The sequence below is a fragment of the Stieleria neptunia genome (assembly GCF_007754155.1).
GTDB classification, from domain to species: Bacteria; Planctomycetota; Planctomycetia; order Pirellulales; family Pirellulaceae; genus Stieleria; species Stieleria neptunia.
The window spans coordinates 8,780,396-8,801,958 of the sequence record NZ_CP037423.1 but is presented as its reverse complement, the minus strand read 5'-3'; the positions used below and the strand labels follow the sequence as shown (position 1 = coordinate 8,801,958).

The 21,563-nt window shown below is 61.2% G+C and carries 19 protein-coding genes; 7 read left to right on the top strand and 12 right to left on the bottom strand.

From position 1 onward, the window contains the following. Positions 1-61: 61 nt before the first annotated feature. The 3 genes from Enr13x_RS30690 to Enr13x_RS30680 all read right to left on the bottom strand — a co-directional run bounded on the left by Enr13x_RS30690 (position 62) and on the right by Enr13x_RS30680 (position 2,742). On the bottom strand, positions 62-646 hold the full coding sequence (locus Enr13x_RS30690) for a pyroglutamyl-peptidase I (RefSeq protein ID WP_145390751.1): 585 nt from the start codon (positions 644-646) through the stop codon (positions 62-64). A gap of 62 nt (positions 647-708) precedes the next feature. Beyond that, on the bottom strand, positions 709-1,167 hold the full coding sequence (locus Enr13x_RS30685) for a hypothetical protein (protein WP_145390749.1): 459 nt from the start codon (positions 1,165-1,167) through the stop codon (positions 709-711). A gap of 147 nt (positions 1,168-1,314) precedes the next feature. After that, complete coding sequence (locus tag Enr13x_RS30680; RefSeq protein ID WP_197455465.1) at positions 1,315-2,742, bottom strand: hypothetical protein; 1,428 nt, start codon at positions 2,740-2,742, stop codon at positions 1,315-1,317. 445 nt (positions 2,743-3,187) lie between these two features. On the opposite strand from Enr13x_RS30680, the gene Enr13x_RS30675 reads away from it, so the two are divergent. Both Enr13x_RS30675 and Enr13x_RS30670 read left to right on the top strand, forming a co-directional pair. Next, positions 3,188-3,889, top strand: a complete 702-nt coding sequence (locus Enr13x_RS30675) for a PTS sugar transporter subunit IIA (protein WP_145219539.1) — start codon at positions 3,188-3,190, stop codon at positions 3,887-3,889. A 30-nt stretch (positions 3,890-3,919) separates the two neighbouring features. Continuing rightward, positions 3,920-4,696 (top strand): hypothetical protein, encoded by a 777-nt coding sequence (locus tag Enr13x_RS30670; protein WP_145390748.1) that lies wholly within the window; start codon positions 3,920-3,922, stop codon positions 4,694-4,696. Positions 4,697-5,000: 304 nt separating this feature from the next. On the opposite strand, the gene Enr13x_RS30665 is transcribed toward Enr13x_RS30670, so the two are convergent. The 5 genes from Enr13x_RS30665 to Enr13x_RS30645 form a co-directional block, all read right to left on the bottom strand. After that, the gene (locus Enr13x_RS30665; protein ID WP_145390746.1) at positions 5,001-6,623 is read right to left on the bottom strand and encodes an HD-GYP domain-containing protein; all 1,623 of its coding nucleotides are present in this window, start codon (positions 6,621-6,623) and stop codon (positions 5,001-5,003) included. Further along, positions 6,620-7,084 carry a response regulator gene (locus tag Enr13x_RS30660; RefSeq protein ID WP_145390744.1) on the bottom strand — a complete coding sequence of 155 codons (465 nt, stop codon included), beginning with the start codon at positions 7,082-7,084 and terminating at the stop codon, positions 6,620-6,622. The genes Enr13x_RS30665 and Enr13x_RS30660 overlap by 4 nt, the downstream gene beginning before the upstream one ends. Before the next feature lie 21 nt (positions 7,085-7,105). Beyond that, positions 7,106-8,206, bottom strand: coding sequence for an HD domain-containing phosphohydrolase (locus Enr13x_RS30655; RefSeq protein ID WP_145390742.1), 1,101 nt, complete (start codon positions 8,204-8,206; stop codon positions 7,106-7,108). Between the two features lie 162 nt (positions 8,207-8,368). Continuing rightward, positions 8,369-9,535 carry a sensor histidine kinase gene (locus Enr13x_RS30650; RefSeq protein ID WP_231743870.1) on the bottom strand — a complete coding sequence of 389 codons (1,167 nt, stop codon included), beginning with the start codon at positions 9,533-9,535 and terminating at the stop codon, positions 8,369-8,371. A 230-nt stretch (positions 9,536-9,765) separates the two neighbouring features. Next, positions 9,766-10,878, bottom strand: a complete 1,113-nt coding sequence (locus tag Enr13x_RS30645; RefSeq protein WP_145390738.1) for a YdjY domain-containing protein — start codon at positions 10,876-10,878, stop codon at positions 9,766-9,768. Between the two features lie 239 nt (positions 10,879-11,117). Here Enr13x_RS30645 and Enr13x_RS30640 point away from each other — a divergent pair, with 239 nt between their 5' ends. Further along, positions 11,118-13,097, top strand: a complete 1,980-nt coding sequence (locus Enr13x_RS30640; protein WP_145390736.1) for a hypothetical protein — start codon at positions 11,118-11,120, stop codon at positions 13,095-13,097. 13 nt (positions 13,098-13,110) lie between these two features. Beyond that, entirely contained in the window at positions 13,111-13,836 is a 726-nt protein-coding gene (locus tag Enr13x_RS30635; protein ID WP_145390734.1) for a YggS family pyridoxal phosphate-dependent enzyme, read from the top strand. 297 nt (positions 13,837-14,133) lie between these two features. Here the strand turns inward: Enr13x_RS30635 and Enr13x_RS30630 are convergent, their stop codons facing one another. Beyond that, entirely contained in the window at positions 14,134-15,471 is a 1,338-nt protein-coding gene (locus Enr13x_RS30630; RefSeq protein ID WP_145390732.1) for an ATPase, T2SS/T4P/T4SS family, read from the bottom strand. A gap of 58 nt (positions 15,472-15,529) precedes the next feature. Beyond that, positions 15,530-16,735, bottom strand: coding sequence for a type IV pilus twitching motility protein PilT (locus Enr13x_RS30625; RefSeq protein WP_145390730.1), 1,206 nt, complete (start codon positions 16,733-16,735; stop codon positions 15,530-15,532). A 330-nt stretch (positions 16,736-17,065) separates the two neighbouring features. Here Enr13x_RS30625 and Enr13x_RS30620 point away from each other — a divergent pair, with 330 nt between their 5' ends. Genes Enr13x_RS30620 through Enr13x_RS30610 form a run of 3 tightly spaced genes read left to right on the top strand, consistent with a single transcriptional unit; the run spans position 17,066 to position 19,157 of the window. Then, positions 17,066-18,070 (top strand): sugar phosphate isomerase/epimerase family protein, encoded by a 1,005-nt coding sequence (locus Enr13x_RS30620; protein WP_145390728.1) that lies wholly within the window; start codon positions 17,066-17,068, stop codon positions 18,068-18,070. A 9-nt stretch (positions 18,071-18,079) separates the two neighbouring features. Beyond that, positions 18,080-18,283, top strand: coding sequence for a sulfur carrier protein ThiS (gene thiS, locus Enr13x_RS30615; protein ID WP_145390726.1), 204 nt, complete (start codon positions 18,080-18,082; stop codon positions 18,281-18,283). Between the two features lie 4 nt (positions 18,284-18,287). After that, entirely contained in the window at positions 18,288-19,157 is an 870-nt protein-coding gene (locus tag Enr13x_RS30610) for a thiazole synthase (protein WP_315856954.1), read from the top strand. Between the two features lie 60 nt (positions 19,158-19,217). On the opposite strand, the gene Enr13x_RS30605 is transcribed toward Enr13x_RS30610, so the two are convergent. Together Enr13x_RS30605 and Enr13x_RS30600 are read right to left on the bottom strand one after the other, a co-directional pair. Continuing rightward, entirely contained in the window at positions 19,218-20,711 is a 1,494-nt protein-coding gene (locus Enr13x_RS30605) for a zinc ribbon domain-containing protein (RefSeq protein WP_145390725.1), read from the bottom strand. Between the two features lie 147 nt (positions 20,712-20,858). Next, positions 20,859-21,488: a hypothetical protein gene (locus tag Enr13x_RS30600; RefSeq protein WP_145390723.1), complete on the bottom strand. Its 630-nt coding sequence runs from the start codon at positions 21,486-21,488 to the stop codon at positions 20,859-20,861. Between the last annotated feature and the right edge of the window lie 75 nt (positions 21,489-21,563).

The following is a 21,563-nucleotide window of genomic DNA, read 5'->3' as shown; positions in this document are numbered from 1 at the left end:
TGGTACCTGACCCCTTTTCCGTTCGGCAATTGCAACCCTCAATTGAAATCTGCACCGAGCCCTAGCGATCGGCTTGGGCGAGATGCTCGCTGACCACCGCGATCGCGGCGCTTTGCATTGGCGTGCTCATGCTGGCCAGTGCAGATCCGTCGGTGGCAACTTGGCCCGGCGTGAGCGGCAGATGGAGAAACAGGCTTTGTGTTCGTCGACCCATCATCTCGCCATAGTGTTGGCTGAGAAACAACGCCGCGTTGCAAAGGTAGGTGCCCGCATGATGGGAGATCTGGGACGGGATTCCGGCGGCGGTCAGCCGCTCCAGGCAGCCGTCCAGGTCGAGCGTCGAACGGTAGGCCGCCGGCGCATCGACGAGCAAGGGTTCGCCGTTGGTGCGCAGATTCAGACCGACCGATTCCAGTTTGATCACGGGCGATCCCGGCGCCTGTCCCAGATGAATCGCGTAGTCATAATTGCGGGCCAAGTCGGCCTCGAGCATCTCGCGCAGTTTCGGCAAGTCGACCGGATAGCGGCGGGTGCTGATCTCCAACGCGCCTTCGTACCAACTCGTCAGGTCGACCAGCGCCAACCAGCTGGAGTTTTGTTTCCAACGGTCATACGGCTCAAATGCGGTGATAAGAATACGAGTCACGGTAACGTGCGCCGGGTGCGTGTGGCGAAGACGGGATCGAGGGTACAGCAGTGCATCATAGATCAGGGCAGCGGTTGAGAGGGAGTTTTAGCCGAATTACGGACCAGTTCCGCTTTGTGAGCTTGGCTGATGTGGACGATTGCTGCGATCGCCGTGATTTGGATGACGGCGATCATCAGCGGCGGAGTCATCCGAATCCGTTCAAAAACCTTCCTCAGCCAGCTCGGCTCTCGTTGTCGTTGGACGTCGAGCCACGACTCGATCGATCGCGATTGAAACTCCGTCGAAACGAACCACAGCGACGCGTCTTCCCAACCGTTTTTCGTCCGCCGCATTCCCCGCGGGATCGCGGCGTCCGATTCGATCGCGGGGACGAACGCGCCGGATTCATTTTCGAACAACGCGGGAGGCGAACAGCCGCCCAGGGCGAGCAAACAGAACCCGACCAGGCTGAGCAGAAGCAAACGCGAAACGGCGGCGCGGTGCGATGCGATGAGTCGATCGAACGAAGAGGCATTCATGCCGATCAGACACACGCAAGCGGCGTGCCGCTGCATCTCAGCCCATGTTTCCCCCGTGATTCGAGACGTCGTCGGCGGTCGTGTTGACCATTCGCCACATCACGTCGCCGGGCGACGTTGCCGTTTCGCAACACACGTTGCTACGGATCAGTATCCCATGCCCAGGCGGAACATCCAGGTGTCGCCGATGCTGAGGTTGTCGGCAGGGTTGCGACGATAGACGAGTTCTCGGTCGCCGACGTAACCGAATTCGAAGAACCAGGTTCGCTGCCCGGCCCGCATCCGTTGGCTTTCGCCCCATTCAAAACCCGTCGTCAAGCGAATGTCGTTGATGTCCACCTGGTCTTCGCCCTTGCCATCTCGCTCGACGATCCACGACCCGCCACCGTATTCACCGGAGACGTACCACCAGACATCGTTGGTGCCCACCGTCGACAGATATCGTGAGTAACGCGGCTGGGGGAAAAACAAATCGACTTTCGTGAACGCATTGGGACGCCAGAACAGCCCGACGGCCGGCAGCAGTTTGATGTCGACACGATCGTAATAATAAACGCCCACTTTGAGCGTCGAAGCCGGAGTGATGCGGAACGTGCCGAGGCCTTTGCCGCGGATGCGTACGCCGTCGATGTCAAAGGACTGGAACTCGCTAAACATCCCCACGCTGACGCCCAAGTCGACGCCCAAGATTCGATTGGGATCGGATTGCCAGGCAAAGTCCAAAAAGGCGCTGTAGGCGCTGCCCGGCATGTCAGCGCCGGTGATCGATTGCGGACCGTCCCACAGGTGCAGCGAAAACGAGGGGGCGATGAACAGCGGTTGAGTCGAGTACAGGAAGCTCGGGATCGCAAACGCCAGCGCCACATCGGTGTCGTTGATCCCCAGGTCGTCGCTGCCGCCACCGTCATGAAGGTAGGTGTGGCGAAACCGCATCCGCTGGATCAAACGATACGGATTCAGCTGCGGTGAAAACGAGGGGGTGCTGCCCAACAGTCCGCCGGGGAACAACGTCGAAGGCGAGCCGCTGGGGTAGGCGGTCGATGGATAGCCGTACGACGGCGGTGCGGCATAGTTGCCCGACGGATTCAAGGACGCTCCCGCCGACGCGCCCCCGCCGAACAGATTTCCCGCGTCGAACATCGGTGGCGGTTGATTGGCCAGACCGCCATAGACCGGCGTTCCGTACGTGGGTTGCGGCGAAGCGGGCGCGAAGAATCCACCCTGGGGTGCGACGGTGGTCGGCGCGCCGAACAAGCCGCCCAGGCCCGATGGCGAGCCTAGGATCGGTGAGGAAGTGGATGGCTGAACGAACCCGGACGCGGGGGATCCGGCATAGGGATCAAACTGGGAAACGCCTGCCGGATTGTTGTAGGGTGACGCGTTGTAAGGCGACCCGTAGCCCTGTCCCGAATAGACCTGCCCCGGAGCAGCGGGCGGAGTGGCGACGGGGCCGGCACGGGCGGTGTTCGGGGCGGCGGTGATCGGGGCCAGACGCGTTTGCGGAACATCCAGGGAGTTGCCAGGCGACTGTGCCGCCGCTCCCGCGGCCGCGATCCAACCGATCCACGCAAGCATGCCCGCCAGGCGGAATGGCCGCGGAGATGCCGGACGGGGACGTGCCGGACGGGGACGGGGCGAGCTGAGTGTCACACGAATGCCGCAAAGCGTTGGGGGCTGTCAAAATTTTCTGCTTGAACTCGGGAATAGCCTCCAGCGGGGATCACGGTCAAGACCGAGACCGGCTGGGAAGCGATGAAACTTGAGTGAATCTGAAAAGATTTCACCGAGAATCCGGAGTTTTTGGACCTCCCTAAATTCATCCCGGTCAGTCAACATACGCGGGACCAAAATGCGACACGCGTGCGAATCAATCAGACGCATCGTGCGAATCCAGCGCCCGCGGACGGACCACACGAAACAAGATTGCCCACGAAATCAGATTGCCTGGGACCTTTGACGAACGTTGTCGACCAATGCAATCAGCCAACAGGTCCGTCACCAAGAATTGATTAGGCCGACAATGGAAGAATTCGATTTAGCCCAGTTAGCGCAATACCTACACATTACACCTGCCAAAGTTGAAAAAATGGTGCTCCGCGGCCGTCTGCCGGGACGCAAGGTGGGCGGGCAATGGCGATTCAACGAGGCCGAGATCCACCATTGGTTGGAGGACCAAATCGGCGCCAGCGACGACAGCGTCGAACTGGAACGCGTCCAACGGGTCGTCGACCGCATGACCGATGAAACGCAGGACCGAGAGTTGCATGAATTGTGCACCGTCGACACCATCGAAATCCCGTTGCGGGCCCGAACCCGCGGATCGGTGATTCGCTCGATGTGTGACCTGGTCGCCGCATCGGGGATGATGTGGGACGCACCGGCGATGGCGGAGGCCGTCAAGAGCCGTGAACAAATGCATCCCACCGCGTTGGACTGTGGCGTGGCGCTGTTGCACCCCCGGCGTCCCCAAACCTCGATTTTGGCCGACACCGTCGTCGGCTTGGCCGTCAGCCAGGCGCCGATCCCCTTCTCTGACACCGGTCACATGACCGATGTCTTTTTTCTGATCTGCTCTTACGACGATTCGGCACACCTTCGTACCCTGGCCAAGATCAGCCGACTGATCGCAATGGAATCATTTCTGAACCGGTTGCGGGCTTGTGAAAACCCGAGCGAAGCATGGCATTGCCTGCAAGAGGCAGACGTTTTGTTGTCGGCATAATGGAAGCGAAAAGGACTTCGGGGTGGGAAGATGTCGATGCAATTGGTCGATCACGGCGGTGTGACGGATCATGGGACGTTGCTGTGGATCGGCGATCGCGATTCAAACGCTTACTGCGACGCCTATGACTTTTGCGAGTCACATGTTTCGCAACTGGCGTATCGCGTGGATCTAAAATCAGCCTTGCTGCGTCCGGCATCGGCGGTGCGAACGATCTTGTGTTGCCGCGACAATGACTCGGCCGAATCGGTTGAGCTGTTCCGAACGCTCTGCCGGTTGCATGCCGATGCCAAAGCGGTCTTGTTGTTGGGGCCGTTGTGCGCCGGTGCGCGACCCTCACCGGCCGATCTGTTTGCTGTGCCGACGATCCATTGGCACGAGTGGGAATCGTTCTTGCCGGGTTATCTGCGGCGCTGCGGATGGGCCAACCGGCCCGGCGGCGTGCCGCAAAGTATCGCCGTGGTCGCGGCGTCCCACGCCAACGCGTCGGCCCTCTTGTCCATCGCTTCCTCCGGTCCGGCGTCGGCGATCTGGTGTCGGCCCGACCAGCTGGCGACCCTTCATCGCTTCGACGAAATCTGGTGGGATGATTCGGCGACCCAAGGTGAGTCCTGGGATGACTTGATGAATCGTTTGGTGGATCCGCCGCGCGAGCACGTTTGGGTCAGCGGAAACGTGACGCCGAAAACCAAGTCCGCGGCGATGGAGGCCGGGGTCGATTTGGTGATCGCCAAGCCGGGCGATTTCTCATTGCTGATCGATCGGGCGGCAGGTGAAACCGAATTCGGGCAACGCCGCGCGGCGTGAGTCGCAAGTGTTCGTCGTCGCGGCGTGGTTTGAAGCCACCGCGAACTCGCCCCCGGCCGCTCGTCCCATGCCACTTCCTTTGTTGGCTCTCAAGGTGTTAGCGGAACGGCGCGAGCCGTCCGGTCGCGTTTCAAAAACACCGAGAAAGACCGGAGGGCTCGCGCCCTGCCGCTAACAAGAACACTCCGTTGGGCGTCCAAGTCGATGACATTGGCCGCTCGCCCCTGGCGTTCGACCCTCCCCTCGCTGCGATCGGACCTCCAGCCAGGGAGGGTGACTAAAGAGGTGGAGGCACCCATGCCGGCTACTGGTCGGACGTGGAGGGTTGGAGCGTCTCGGCCGGGACGCAGAATCCCGTGGTTCCGATGATCGGGCGTCCATCGACGGGAGCCGGTCGGGTCGCGGGTTGGCGGGGCTGGTGGTTGACGCGGATCTCGTCGATTTCGTCGATGTACCGATGAAAGACTTTGATCAGGTTGGGGTCCCAGAACGTGCCGGCGCCGTCGTTGAGAATCGTGATCGCCCGGTCGATCGACATGCCTTGGCGATAGGGGCGATCACTGGTCATCGCATCGAAGGCATCGCAGACGGCCAGGATACGGCCGTCGATCGGAATGTTTTCTCCGGCCAATTGATCGGGATAGCCTTCACCGTTCCAGTGTTCGTGATGGTAGAGCACGCCGGGCAGGATGTCTTGCAGGGCTTCGAGTTCCTGCAAGATCCGCCAGCCGGAGTCCGTGTGTGTTTCGATGATCGCGCGTTCTTCGTCGTTGAGCCGATTGGGTTTTTGCAGGACGCCGTCGGGGATCGCGATCTTGCCGACGTCGTGCAACAGTCCGGTCAGGTAAATGCGTTCGCATTCGACGGAGGTGAATCCGATCTTTGATGCCAGACAGCGGGCGAAGCTGGCGACGCGTTCGCTGTGCCCGCAGGTGTAGGGATCGCGGGCTTCGACGGCGTTGACCAGGGCGCGGATGACGTCGGTGAACAGCTCTTCTTTTTGACGAAGCAAACGAATGTTGTTGAGTTGTGCGGCCAACTGATTGGTTGCCGTTTCCATCAGTGACGCTTGCACGGTCGTGAATCCGAGCTGAGCCCAGGGCACGTCATCGATGTCGTCTTTCACTCGATTGCAGGCCATCACCCAGCCGTGCAGACGCCCTTCGCTGGAGCACTTGACGATGACATATTCGTCCAGCCCGGCGACACCGCAATGTTGATCGCCGATGTTGCGATTACGGACGACCGGTTGCTGGCTCAGTTCCGCGGCGTGGTTTTGGATCAGTTCAAACACCGATTCGTCTTCGATCAGTCGCGTTCCGGTCCACAGGGTGCGACGTTGATGGCGTCGGGAATCATCCACCAAGACGGCCGCGATCGAGACGGCGCCGACACCGTTGACCAGGGGCATCAGGGAGGCGAGCACAAAACCGTCGGTGTCTTCTTCGGTCTGTGGCAGTTCCAGGCTGGAGGCGAGCGCGCGAATCAGCGAGAGTTCTTCAAAGTCCTGCATCACTTGGTTGGTCAACGAATCGACTTCGGCCAGCAACTGTTTGGTTTCGTTGCGTGAGATTTCCAGGTCCAGCAGGGTCATCGCGTGGCGGCCGATTCGTTCGGCATGGTCCGCCGGGGCCGACCAGACGGCGATCCCTCCGGCGGGCAGCGCCAGCGCTTGGCGAACGGTCGAGGCACCGGGCGTCTGTTCGGTGTGCACGCGATGCGGGTCGGACGTCGCCTGCACGACCAACGGATGTCCCCCGTCACGCGCTTCGACCACCGTGATCGACAGCCCGATCCCTTCGGCCAAAATATGGGCGAGCGAGCCGTCCAGCCCACCTTGGTCGTAGGTGCAGACTTTGACATTGGATGCCGGCGCGCCATCTACCGTGCCTCGCGTCGTATCGTTTGGCTCTGCCGTTGGGTTCATGCACTTGCCTCCGGCAGACCTGTCGCCGGCATTCCACCGATCGCAGGGGCAGCGGCGGCAGCGGGTGGGCAGGCCGATGCGGACGCCTGTTGATTGATCGCGTCGCTGACGGCGGACACCACCGTCCCGGGGCTGAAGGGTTTGCCGAACACCGTCTGGATCTTCAACTTGACCACGCGGGGGTCACGTGACAATTCGAGTTGACGACCGGTGACCAAAAAGCATGGCAACGTGGCGTCCATTTCGCGGACGCGTTCGATCAATTCGATCCCCGACATGATCGGCATTTCATGATCGCTGACGACCGCAGCAACCTGGCTGTCGCAGAACGACTTCCACGCTTCGCCGCCGTTGCCGCAGGTGATCGGTTCAAATCCACAGGACTTGAACTTGAACGACAACACGCGAGCCAAGCCGGGATTGTCTTCGGCGATCAGCACTTTTCGTTTTTCGGTGGGCATGGCAGTTGGCAGGATCGAAAGTTAAAGGGTGGGAGCGGCGAGGTGCGCCGGAACGGGGGCGGCCGAAGCGTCCGGTGTGTCCTCGGGGGCTTCGTCTTGAATCATGTCACAGAACTTGTCGACCAGTTCGGGGTCGTGAATGCCTTGCTTGGCGCGATGTCGCAAAATTTCAACCGCTTCGGCTTGCGACTTGGCACGTCGAAAGGGGCGATCATTGGTCAGTGCACTGTAGACATCGACGATGCCGACGATTTGGGCTTTGAGCGGAATCTCGTTGCCGCGCAACCCGTCCGGATAGCCGGTGCCATCGAAGTGTTCTTTGTGGTGTCGGATGATCGGCAACACGGGCGACAACGGTTTCAGCGGGGCGCAGATATCACAGCCCACGCGCGGGTGCTGGTGAAACAGGGCCCGCTCGCGCGGCGTCAACGGTCCCGTCTTTTCCAAAATCGAATCGGGGATCGCGATCTTTCCGACGTTGTGGAGGATCGCTCCGTAGCGAAGCATTTTGAGTTCCGCGGCGTCCAGGCCGATGGCTTTCCCGAATGCGACGGCAAAGTTGGCCGCTTGCTCGACATGGCCACTGCTGTATCCGTCTTTGCTGGCGACGGCACGGGCCAGTGACAGGGCGACGCTTTCGGCCCCGATCAATTCCGCGTTGCCTTTGTGGAGCCGCGTGATCGATCGCAAGCGAACTTTCAATTCGCCGCGGTTGATGGGCTTGCTCAGAAATTCATCGGCGCCGGCTTCGACCGCCTCGTTGATTTCTTCGTTCGACCCGGTGGTCGTCAACATGACGATCGGAATGGTGCGGTATTGCATGTCGCTTTTCAATTCGCGACAAACCTTCAATCCGTCCATCCCTCCGCCCAAGCCGGCGTCCAACAGGATCGCGTGGGGTTCCGGCGTGGCGGTGGCGCAGGCGTAAGCGTCGGGCCCGTTGGTGGCTTCGATGATCTCGTAGGATTCGCCGACCAGCCCCATCCGCAACAGCTTGCGAATCGTGGCGTTGCCGTCGGCGACCAGGATTCGCATTTTGCGTTGGGCATCCACGGCCGCTTGCGAAAACGATTCCGCGAACCCTTCGGCGAATCCTTTGTTCAATTCATTGCTTTCGATCATGGTCAACCTTTCTATTCCCGTGCTGGTTCAAGTTTTGATTCGCGGCAAGCGGTGGTTCGGAAAAGGGGTCAGGTACCAAAAATGCGGAGCACCCTGCGGGCCATTTGGTTTTTGGTACCTGACCCCTTTTCCGCGGCCTGACCCCTTTTCCGCGGCGAAGCACTAGACCCCTGCCAGATCAAGGTTCAACACCGCGTCTTCGGGACGCAGCGTTCGTTCGCCGGCCGGTTCGTCACACATTTCCGCCTCACGCGGCAAACGGATCGTGAACATGGTTCCGGTGTCGACGACGCTTTCGACGTCGATGGTTCCGCCGTGCAGTTCGGTCAGGTGTTTGATGATCGCCAAACCGAGTCCGGTGCCGATGCCTTGGTCGGCGATCGCGGCTTGATAATAGGGCTCGAATAAATGTTCCATGTGTTCCGGGGCGATGCCGCGGCCGGTGTCGCGGACGCTGATGCGGAACATGTTCTTGTCGTCGGGGCGGATCTGCACGATCACGCTGCCGCCGCTGGAGTTGTACTTGATGGCGTTGGAGAGCAGGTTCAACAGGATTTGTCGCAGTCGCAAGGGATCGGCGACCACCTCGTTGAGTTCCACGTCGACTTGAGCGGTGATCGAAATCTCTTCGTCTTTGGCCCGCACGCTGACCATCGAAACACACTGAGAGACCAATTCGGCCAACGCCACCGGTTGCGGTGCCAAGCGGATCATGCCCGCTTCGGCCTTGGCGTAATCCAAGATGTCATTGACCAGCGCCAAGAGATGTTGAGCGGAATCATCGATGTCTTGAACGAACTCGCGTTGCGATTCGTTCAGCTCGCCGGTGCTTCCGTCGAGCAAGGTTTCGCTGATCGCGGTGATGGTGGACAGCGGCGTGCGGACTTCATGGGAGGTTTGCCGGAGGGCCTGGGCACGCATCGCGACGAGTTGCTCCTGGATCTGGTTTTCCAGCGCCCGCTGTTTCTCTTCACGCTGTAGCCGATAGCTGGCCATCAGCACGCGGACGGTGAGGTACAGCACCGCACCCAGGGCGGCCATGTCGCGGACCGCATCGAAGATCGGGCTCCAGGTGGTCGGTTCGGCCGCGTAGTAGAGCTGGGCGAACATCGTGGCGGTCACGACGGCGACAATCGCGCTGGCCAGGCCCAAGGCGCGACGGCGGACGAGCGCATAGGCGGATCCGACGGCCGCCAGATAATACAGAATCAGGACGAAACGGTCCTCGAACGCCAACTGGTGCATGACGACGAGAAAAAGGACGGCCGAGCCGAAAATCAGGCTGTCAGGGCCGAGCGTCCGAGAAAGTTTCTGTTTCAACGCGTGCATAGTGGTGTGCTCCGACGGTTGGAATCGCCCAAACCGGGCGGTTTTCGTCATCGAACACTACGTTGCACTTTTCATCCGATCTTCGGATTCGTACTTTGACTTGGGATCAGCCCCCCCGGACACCATGAATAGTGGGGCGGTGCCGGATTTGCATTTCCGCCCGTTTTTGCCGTTGGCAGCCTGTTTTTACGGCTGGAGGCCTGTTTGCCAGCCAAATGTCGTCGATCCGATCACTGGGCCCGCGGGACATCCCTCGCGGTCGGCAATTCCAGACGATCGGCCGGCTGCGATGGCGGCGGAGCATCCGTTGGCAGTGGCAGCGGGACCAGGATCAGCCGCACCGGGGTCTCGCGCTCGGGGATCTTGGACTCGAACGGGACAAATCTCAGCGAGTCGGCATCGGCACTGCTGGGGATCGCAACGTCCAGCATCGCGCTGGAAAAATTCGAGACACAGATCATGTCGCCGGAGTCGGCCATGTAGTGTTCTTGTTTGGTTTCCTCGTCCTGCCAGAAACCGCTGCCGGCAAAGACCCATTCGGCGGCCATCGCCTGTTCGGTCTGCAAGTCCTGGACCCACTCTCGGGCATCGACCACGTGGAATGCATCCTCGGCGTCGTACCAACAGACCCAGACCCGGATCACTTGGCCGGTCGGCGGTGCAAACTCGGGCCGAAATCGCACCGGGGTTCCCGGGGTCGCGTCGACGGCCAGCAAGGCGGCATGCACTTCACGCGATCGGGCCAGCGCGGCAACGATCGACTCGTGCTCTTTCGTCCCGACTGGACAGGCAAACATTTCCAGCGCCCCGCGTTTGAGTGCGACGTAGCCATCGACAATCACGCGCTGACGCTTGGGGTCGATCCACAGCCGCCCCGTTTTGCTCAGCGGTTTGGCGCCCGGTGGAGGTTCGAAGGCTTTCTTTGCGATTGCTTCGGCGGTCGGTCCCTCGGGTTCCCATTGGGGAAGATCCCCGCCGGTCTGGGCGGCGTCCGAGGCCGCGTCCGGGGGCGTGGTTGGGGCGTTCGCGTTGGTCTCCTCCGGGTCGATGTCCGGCGGCGACGGCAGCGGCCGTCCGGGACCAGAGGCCATCTCGCCGGGCATCTCGATCGGCGCCGATGGCTCGGGGGTGGTAGGTTTCTTTTCAACCGGGGGGGCGGCCGAATCGGATGGCTGCGTTTGGGGTTCGCCGACAGCCGTCGAATTGGCCGCGTCGGAAGGTTCGGGCACGTTTTCCGACGCCGCATCGGTGACGCCTTGGGGGGCCGATTTGCCGCAGCCGACCAGCGGGATCAAAAGCCCGAGAAGCGAACAGGCCAAACCGAGTCGGATTCGTTTTTTCATGGAGGCCGCTGGAGAGATTCGATGGGGATGCGATGGAACGCGTGGAGACAGAACGCGTGGAAAGGACGCTTGGACAGTGGGTGCAAGAGTCACGCATGGCGAGTAAGGTAGCGTCCGGTCTACCGGTGCTCTTTTTGTCGCGCTGCCGTCTGTCACCCATCTTCGCCTTTCGACCTGTCCGAATCCAGCCTCCCATGCCCCGAAAGCGTCGACAACCCAAAATGCCTGACTCGAGCAAAATGCCTGACTCGAGCGAATCCTTGCCGCAAGCGGTTGCGACGGGCGTCACATCGATTGCCGAACCAGATGCGGCGGTGCTCGAGGAGTCCCCCCTGACGTCGGCCCAGTGGACGACCTTGCGCAAGCGGATCCTCGCCGACCAAGACGAGCAACCGATCGGCGTCGTCTTGGGTGACGCGGTGTGGCGGGGAACGATTTATCGTTGGGGGGCCGCGACCGTGTTGCAAACCCCCTGCGACATCCAAACGCAATGGTTGACCCGGACGGCGGTCGGTGGCAGCACCAGCGGCAAGCGATTTCGAACGATCGAGCCCGACGTGATGGTGCGACGTTTTCAAGAGTCGCTGATCCGCAGCCCGGACGAGTTGAGCGAGGTCTGGAACGTCCTGGTTTGGTCGGCGGCGATGCCGGGATTGTTGCAGCATCTCGAAGAAGCCGACTGGTGGAGTCTGCTGGGGACGATACAAGATTTCCGTGACGGCATGCTTCAATGTGATCCGACCCATCCGGCCGTGTTGGTCGGTGTCGCCGAAATCGGACTGACGCTTTCGCAACGTCTCCGCGCGTTGCCTTCGTGCCGTCGCTTGGCCGGCAGCAGCATCGACGCGCTGACGAAGTGGTGTGAGCAAGATGATCTTTCCACCTCCGCCGTGCTCTCCCAACCGCACCGGTGCCGGCTCACGTTGGCTTCCCTGTTGCGTCTGCGTCGTCTGTTGCGGAACGTCGAGCCGCCCAAGCCGCCCAAGAAGACGCAACAAAAGAACGGCAAGTCAAAGTCCAAAAAGTCGAGCGTCTCTTCGGCCGTTGAAAAAGCAATCGACGAGATCGCAATCGAATTGGCGACTTGGGTTGCCGCGTTGACCGGCCGCGGCGGCGTTCAGGCGTTCTCCGGTCTGAGCGAGCGAGACGTTCAGGACGACTTAGGAAAACACGGGCTTTTGGCCTGTGCCGCTGAACTGGATCCGGAAACATTGCAGCCCGCGATGAAGGCCGCTTTGGGGACAGGCCAGACGAAGGGACGGCTGGCGTGGCAGGTCAGTTTGCCCGAAGCGATGTTGCACGACGAAGAGGCCAAGGTCGCCTGCCTGCTTCCCGAATGGGACGTGCGGCGTGGGCGAACCGTGGTCGAGTACGCCGACCGCCAGGCGCGACTGGAATGGACCGCGGGAAAATCGACGCTGGTCAGTGGTCGCTGTGAAACGACCCTCGCGATCGACGGTCAACCGCTTGAACCCCTGGGCGACTGGGTGTCGACCTGCGAGTACACCGACGACGACGTCCACTATCTGGAAATGGAGCAACTGCACGAGGCTGGTTATGTCTTGCAGCGCCAGTTCATGGTCCTGCGCGAAGATCGCTGTTGTTTCTTCGCCGACGCGGTCGTTCGGGGCCAGTTCCACACGGAATTGCAACGGGCTGCCGATGCGAGGCACGACCGCCAGCAGGGTGCCAACAGCGATCCGACATCGGCCTCCCTGCCGTTGATCGACTATCAGATCCGTTTCCCGCTGGCCGATGGGATCGGTGTGGAGCCGGAAGCGGAGACGACGGAGTTGTTTCTTGGCGACCATCGTCGGCGCGCGTTGGTGTTGCCGTTGTCAGCCCCGGAATGGAAAAATTCGCCGTCGCCGACACGGCTGCGGGCGACCGAAGACCGACACTTGTTGCTTGCGTCCCAGGGACACGGTCAGCTGTTCGTGCCCCTGTGGGTGGACGTTTCTCGGGACCGGTTTTCGATGAAACGAACGTGGCGGCAACTGACGGTTGCCGAGCAATTGGACCTGATCCCGTCACGTCTCGCCGCGGCGTATCGGATCCAGATGGGAAAGTCCCAGTGGATTCTGTACCGTTCGATGGCACCGTCGGGGCCACGAACGTTCATGGGCAAACAGATGATCGCGGATTTTTATTGTGCCCGATTCGATGCCAAGGAAGAGTCCTACGAAGACTTGATCACGGTGGAAGACAATCCCAGTTGACGCAATGAACGTGATGTCGCAGCCCCATGAGACCGCCCAGCGGATCCGTCGCAATTGGATGGCCGTCAATGACGAAGTGCGTCGAGCCGCCGCCGCGGCGGGCCGGGATCCCGAATCGGTTCGCGTGATCGGAGTCTCAAAGTACGTTGACGCGGCGACGACGGAAATGCTCTTTGACGCCGGCTGCAGCGACCTGGGCGAGAGCCGTCCGCAAGTGTTGTGGCAGAAAGCCGAAGCGATCGCCCCGGCCGTTTCCGCCGACCCGAACCGTCGCTTGCGCTGGCACATGATCGGCCATGTCCAAACCAACAAACTCCGACGGATGCTTCGCTTTGATCCACTGATCCATTCGGTCGACAGCGAGCGATTGTTGCGGGCGATCGATCAGGAAGCGGGGCGTCAGCAACGCGTCGCCGAGGTCTTGTTAGAAGTCAACATCAGCGGCGATGAGAGCAAGACTGGTCTTTCGCCCGAGGCGGTCGGCCGGTTGCTGGAGATTTCCGATCTCAACGCGGTGCGGGTGGTGGGTTTGATGGCGATGGCGGGATGGGGGACCGAATCGGCAGAGGCGGCGAATCAGTTTCGCAGCGTCGCCGAGTTGCGCGACCACCTGGTCGAGTCCGCCGGTTGCGCGTTGCCCGAGTTGTCGATGGGGATGAGCGGTGACTTTCGCGAAGCGATCGCCGCAGGCGCGACGATGGTCCGCATCGGATCGGCGCTGTTTAAAGGCGTGATCTAAAGTGGCGTAAGCTTCCAGCTTGCGACGAGAGCAGTGGCGTAAGCTTCCAGCTTGCGATTGCCGAGCCCGCGAGGCATGCCCGGTCACCGTTTCTGATTGAGGGTGTGACCGGACGGCCGGCGGTCTGTTGATTCAATCGGGGTCAGCTGAGTCAATGGTGAGCCGCTGGCCGTCAGGCCTCAGGCGGGCGGCAAGAATGCCCGGCCGCTTACGCGTCACGGCTCACCAAATCGACCGCCCCGCACGCGCCGCTTCGGCGAACGCCTTCGATTGGCAAGCAGGATGCTTACCCCGCGGTTACGCTTTCTTGGCGAAGGCGCGTTTCAGTTCGTCCAAACCGGTCAGACCGCGGGCGATGGTCAGCACCGCTTCGGTTTGAACGCCGTGGAAGCCTTCGGATTTGGCGATCCCCGCCAGCCGTGCGACGTCCTGCGTCTTGGTCAGCGCGTCGCGCAACTGGGGGCCGGGCGTGAGCAGTTCGAAAATGGCGATGCGTCCCAGGTAGCCGCGGCCCTGGCATTTGTGGCACGGGGTGATCGGCGCGGGGCGACCATTTTCATCGACCTGTTGTTCGATCGGCGGCGGAATGAAGGGCTGGTACAACAGGGTGACACGTCCCGGCGGAATGCCGAGTTGTTGCAGCAGTTGGGGGGGCGGCTGGAATCCGACTTTGCAGTTATCGCAAAGTCGGCGGACGAGTCGTTGGCCGAGCACGCAGGAAACCTTTTGCGCGATCGCGGCGCGTTGTTCGGGGTATTGGGCGATCAGACGCACCAGCCCTTCGACCGCACCGCCGGCGACCATCCGTGTGATGATTTTCTTTTCGGCTTTGCCGACTTGGTCGAGCGCCAGTTGGAAGGATTCGGCGTCGACGGTTCCGGGGAACAGAAACACGTCGGGTTCTTTGAGGATCGCCTTGCGGACCGCTTCGTAGGGCGTCAGCCCGGTGTTGCCGCCGTAATAGTTGGCATTGATGTTGATGATTTCAGGCTCCGGCCGGGCCTGGTCTTCGAACGATTGGAAGTCGCGCAAGAAGCGGTCGGACGCGTTGATGCCCACGTTCCAGGTCGTCGTCAGGCCTTCGGTTTTCGGAGCGGTCAGCAGCACGATGTCCGCTTCATCGTTGAGGTGCTGCTTCAAGGTGGCGACCATTTTGTCCCGCATGCCGAGATCGCTGAGCGTTTCGAAGGGGATCTGCAGAGAGTCCAAGCGGACCAGGACGCGTTCGCCCGTGGGCACGCCTTGGGACTGCAGCACCAGGTCGAACTTATCTTTCTTGAGTTTGACGGCGACCGACCCCGATTGGGCGCTCCGCCGATCGGCAGGGTTCAGCAGGCACAGTTGTTTGAGTGCGAACAGCATGCCGTCGCCCGTTTCGCGGTCCAGTGCCGGCAACTGTTCCCAGAGCCCGTCGATCATGTACCGCATCGCGCAGCCGGCGGCGGTGAAGTCGAGCAAGACCTGCGTGGCACGCGACTGAATCGCGTGGGAGATCTGCCCGGCGGCGACTTCATAACCGGCACCCTGGCGGGTGCTGATCAGCAGTGCTTGGACTTTGGTGTTGTCGCTGAGCTTGGGCGAGAATTCAACGGGGGCAACGGATTGCCAGAGCTGGGGTGGGGGTTGTTCGGCCATCAATTACGGGCAAGAGCGGATGAGTTGAGTTGGCAAAGGAAGTGGTCGCCGCAAGAGCTTACAAGATACCGGGAGCTTTCACATCGATGCCCTTGAGTGCCATTTTCAGCGCATCTTTGTTCGGCGCGACGGCGAAGGCGGTGGGGCGATCGATCAATTCGTCGTCGATCAGACCTTTCAGACTCATGGTGAAGTCTTGCATTCCGTCATCGGCACCGATGCGAATGGCGTCGGGCAGTTTTTCGTCCTTGCCCTCCAGGACGAGTTTTCGGATCGTCGGGTTGAACGTCATCACTTCGCAGGTCGGGACGCGGGAAACGCCGGGTTTGATGCTTTTGAGCAGTTTCTGGGCGACGATGCCTTTCATGTTGAACGCGATCGCGCTGCGGATGGCATTGTGCATTTCTTCGGGGAACAGGTCCAAAATCCGGCCGATCGTCGTCGACGCACTCGCCGCGTGGATGGTTCCGAACACCAGGTGACCGGTCTCGGCGGCATGAATCGCCGTCATGAAGGTCTCTTCGTCACGAAGCTCTCCGACCAAAATGATGTCGGGGTCTTCACGCACGGCATGCTTCATCCCGATGCTGAAATCCTTGACGTCCTGCCCCATTTCCCGCTGGTTGATCAGGCATTTGTCTTCGGTGAAGATAAATTCGATCGGGTCTTCGAGGGTCAGAATGTGCTTGCGATAGATCGAATTGATGTAGTTGAGCATCGATCCGATCGTCGTACTTTTGCCGCTACCGGTCACGCCGGCCAGCAGCACCATGCCTTGTTCGTAGTGGCACAGGCCTTCGATCGAATCGGGCAGGAAAAGCCCGCGAAAGTCGGGGATGAAGTTATTGATCCGCCGGGCGACCAGGCCGATATTCCCCAGCGACTTGAGCATGTTGACACGAAAACGCCAACGCACGCCGTCGACCATCATCAGGTAGGCAAAGTCAGCGCCGCCTTCCTCTTCGAAAATCAGCAGGTTGCGCTCGTCCATCATCGGCAGCAACAGGTCGACCATTTCTTCGGAGTCGATCGGCCCGCGGTTGAGCGGTTTGAGCGACCCGCCGACGCGGACCATCGGTGGCTGGCCGACCTTGAGGTGCAAGTCGCTGCCTTCCAGCTTGACGAGGGCTCGGAACAGTTTGTCGACCTCCAGCTCTTCCCGCTGTTGGAGCAGCGATTGGCGAAGTCGATTGGCGACAGCTTCTGCGGTGGTGGAACCGGTGGGTTGGGGGGCTGAAGCAGTCTTGCCGTTTTTGTGAGCCATTTCGAGTCTTACGGAAAAAGGAGGAGCCGGGCCAAGCACAGGAGCCAGAAATCGCCTTGCGGGATTTCAGCCATCTTATTCTAGGCCAAGGATGGGAACGCTCAATGGACTCCGCGTGGTCTCCACCCGCTTTGAATTGAAACTCTCCCGATTGCCCGGGGGACCCAAATTGGGTCTGATGACCACCATTTTGACCGGGGGCTGCATTTTCAGGGTTGTTGCAGGTTTGACCGGCGGGTGCGCAAAATACCCCTGGAAGCATCGGATTGCATTTCTTCCAATTCATCTTTTCATCATTCCCACCATCCCGTTTTCCCTCTGGAGAGCTTCATGTCGCGTCCTGTCACCCTGTTTACCGGTCAATGGGCAGACCTTCCGTTCACCGACATGGTCCAAAAAACGAGCGGATTCGGCTATGACGGAATCGAACTGGCATGCTGGGGCGATCATTTTGAGGTCGACCAGGCGCTCGCCGACGACGGCTACTGCGACACGAAACGTCAAGCACTCGACGACGCCGGGCTGCAGTGCCATGCCATCAGCGCCCACCTGGTCGGCCAAGCCGTCTTGGATCGGATCGACGAGCGCCACCAGGCGATCTTGCCGGAATACGTTTGGGGCGACGGCGATCCCGATGGGGTCAACACCCGGGCGATCGAGGAACTGAAAAACACCGCTCGGGCGGCCCAGAAATTTGGCGTCGAAGTCGTCAACGGCTTCACCGGCAGCAGCATCTGGCACCTGCTGTACTCCTTTCCGCCGGTTCCGCCGAGCATGATCGATGCCGGGTTCGATCTGTTGGCCGAACGATTCAATCCGATCCTGGACGTGTTCGGCGAATGCGGCGTGCGGTTCGCGCTGGAAGTCCACCCGACCGAAATCGCCTTCGACATCCACACCGCCGAGCGGGCGCTGGAAGCCCTCGACCGGCGGCCCGAATTCGGATTCAACTTTGACCCCAGCCACCTGATTTGGCAGGGCGTCGACCCGGTCCAGTTTCTGCGTCGGTTCCCCGATCGGATCTACCACGTGCACATCAAGGATGCGATCGTGACCTTGGACGGAACGAGCGGGATCAACTGCAGCCACCTGAATTTCGGCGACGCACGACGCGGGTGGGATTTCCGCAGCCCCGGACGCGGCGGAGTGAACTTTGAAGAAATCATTCGCGCGCTCAACGACATCGGGTACAACGGACCGCTGTCGATCGAGTGGGAAGACAGCGGGATGGAACGCGAGTTCGGTGCCGCCGAAGCGTGCCAGTTCACCAAAAAGCTGGATTTCGCGCCCAGCAACATCGCTTTTGATGCGGCCTTTGACGACGACAATGACTGAGTCCAACCGATGATCTCGATCACCGTCAACGGCCGAAGCGTCGAAATCGAATCGGAGATGAGTGTCGAGCAACTGCTCGATACCGTCGACGTGCCGCCGAACTACTTGGCCGTCGAGATCAACGCGGACGTGGTCCCACGTGAAACGTATGCCGACACGATCGTTCGTGACGGCGACGACGTCGAAGTCGTAACCCTGGTCGGAGGCGGGTAATCCCTTGTCCATCGCATCTACTCCCAACGCTTCCGCCGAGGCCGACGACGCACCGCTCGTCGTGGGCACTCACACCCTGGCCAGTCGGTTGATCGTCGGCACCGGGCGCTACGACACGATGGAGCAGATGCGGGACTCGCTCGATGCGTCCGGCTGTGATTGCGTCACCGTGGCCGTCCGCCGCGAACGGCTGTACGACCGCGGCGGCAAGAATATCTTGGATTTCATCGATCTGGATCGTTACACCCTGTTGCCCAATACCGCCGGATGCTATACCGCCGCGGATGCCATTCGCGCCGCCAAGCTGGGCCGCGAGATCCTCAAAACGCTCGGCAACCCCGGCGCGGATTGGGTCAAACTGGAAGTCCTCGGCGACAGCAAGACCTTGTTGCCCGATCCCGCCGAGACCGTGGCGGCGTGTCGCGAGCTGGCCGCTGACGGGTTCCAGGTTCTCTGTTACACCAGCGATTGCCCCGTCACCGCGCGGCGGCTCAAAGAGGCCGGCGCGGCCAGTGTGATGCCCGCCGGCAGCCCGATCGGCAGCGGGCAGGGATTGCTCAATCCCAATAATCTGCGGATCATCCTGGAGTACCTCAAGGAAGACGATCCCGATTACCCGGTGATCATCGACGCCGGCGTCGGCACCGCCAGTGACGTCAGCCAGGCGTTCGAACTCGGTGGGGACGCGGTGCTGCTCAATACAGCGATCGCCCATGCCCGCGATCCCGTTCGGATGGCCAAGGCAATGAAACACGCCGCGATCGCAGGGCGTCACGCCTCTCGGGCCGGTCGCATCCCCAAGCGGCTTTACGGGACCGCGTCGAGTCCGTCCGAAGGGGTCATCAGCACGCGGCCCTACGGCAGCAACGCCTGAGAGGCGGGGTTGACAGGCTGGAAGCCTCTCCCACTTGCTTTCCGCCCGTTGCCAACCCGATTATTGCTCTTCGTCTTCGTCGTCGTTGTCCAAGGCCGTCAGGTCGACCACTTCGCCGATCGCCAGTGCCAGCCGCCCCAGGATGGCGAAGTACATGAACACCACGCCGATCGACAGGGTCACGCCGATCGCGATGCTGGCCGGGGACAAGGAAACCATCACAAAGTAGCCGAACAGGGTGGCAAACAAGAGGCCGGTCGAGAAGTAGAAGGCGCCCCACTCTTCCTGGCACCGTGTGATGCTTTTGCCGACGTCGGCGGAAAATGGCGACGTGATCGATTGCTCGTCCAGCATCGAAAGCAAGATGATCGGAAACGCGGCGTAGATCGAGAACATCACCAGCCCCAACTTGATCACCGGGACGGCGCCAAACACAGTCGCGATCACGTAGGGCGGCCCCACGGCGATCGCGGTCGCCGCAATCACCAGCCACAGCGATTCAAACCACGCAGGCGGGTCCAGCGTGGGCCAGTCTTCGATGCGGTCGTGTTCGTTGGCGACGCCGAACAGAATCGCGAATCCGCACGAAACCGTCAGGGTGATGCCGAGTAATCCCAACGGGAACATCCCGAGTGCAAAGACCGGCATCGCGACCGTCAAGGCCGCCGGGATCGCCAGCAGGATCGCCAGCCCCAGGAAATGGCTGATGACCCCGGGGTCGACAAAGATCCCGAAGACCGTTTTGAACCATCCGATCGTGCTCGGCGCATCGAAGGCCGGTTCGGACTGCTTCTCGTCGGGCTCTCGAGCGGCCTCTCGCAGCAGTTCGTCCGCGCTCTTCTTGAACGGATCCGCCGGCCGCCCCGACGCACCCGTTTCGGCGAAATGAAACGTTTCGGCGTTGTCGTCACGCTGCGGCTGAGTCTTCTTTTTCGGCGGCTTGGGAACGCGGACTTCGCTGTAGCAGTCACCGCATTTGATGGTCTTGCCGGTCTGCTTGGCTTTCGCCGACAGCATGCTGCCGCAGATTGGACAGGTCACCCGGAACTCTTCGTTCGGATCGATCGTTGCGGCGGCTTCGGGTTGCGGAGTCGGTTTGGCCGCCGCCGCTGGACCGGACACTGCGCCGGACGCTGAACTCGATGTCGGGCCTGACGTTGGGCCGGCCGCAAAACTCGGCAGTTCATCCGGTGATGGCAACGCGTCCAGAGATGGCAGTCCTGCGAACAGGTCGTCCGGATCGGATTCGCTGCCCAGGCCTTCCCCAGTGGGGAGGTCGACGAACGGGTTTTCGCCGAGCAGATCCTCGTCGTCGGATTCCGGCGAGGGGGCTTGGGGGGATTCGGATTCGGTCGCCTTGGACGCAGCGGTCGCCGCCGGCGGATCCGCCAGCGACAGCCAATCCTCATCCTCGGCGCTCGATCCGGCTCCGCCGAGCGACGAAGGGGCAAAGAATTCCTTCAAGCAACTGGGGCACTGCACACGTCTGCCGGCTTGGTCCGCACCGACCGTGACGGCGGAATGGCACTTCGGGCAATGGACGATTTCAGACATGGACGGCTCGCCAGCAACCCGATCGGGATCGCACGGAAGAGGTGGGGCAAAGACAACGCGGCGTGTTGTCTTCATATTATCGTAGCACCACAGCCGACTTCCAGTGGTTCACGTCGCGGCACGCTCCATCTTGAAGTGCCCAGGGATCTAGCGACGCAGGGCCATGTTGACCAGGCTCTCGATGGCGGTCGTCGTCTTCTTTTGGATCTGGACGCGGTCCCCGGGCCGCAGCCCGTAGTCGGTCGTCGGGTCGACGGTCCCGTCGTCGGCGAATTGAATCTCCATTCGCACCCCGGAAATCGAATCCGGCGAGGGGCGGTAGAGCGTCGCCTGGACGCCGCCGAGCTTGCGGAGCACGCCGGTTTGGGTCAGCAATTCGCTGACAAAGACGCTTTTTTGGCCGGGCGGCAGCGGCAGGACTCGGACCGGCTGCTCATCTTCGGCGACTTGCAGCACGATCGCGTTTTGTGCTTTGGCTTCACGGATCTTGTGATAGGCCTCCTCGGTCATCCCGGCATCGCCCGAAAATGCGGTCGTCGGCACGGTGCCGTCGAGCATCTCGTAGGGCGATGCGTTTTTCGCCGATCCGGGGAATAGCAGGCTCGCGGAGGGATTCATCAGGTCCAGCCCTCGTGCCGAGGGGAGTGTGGAGCACCCGGTGGCCATGGCGATCAACAGCGGAGCCACGGAAGCGGTCGCCCACCGGACCAGCGAGACACGGTGGGGGAGGATGGCCGTATTTCCAGGTGATTCGATGATGCGATCGGAGGCGGTCATAGTCGCAAGGCTCAGTTTTGGATGGTCGCAAGACGCAGTGTTGCTGGTCGCAAGCCGTCGGGGAGTGCCGAATTC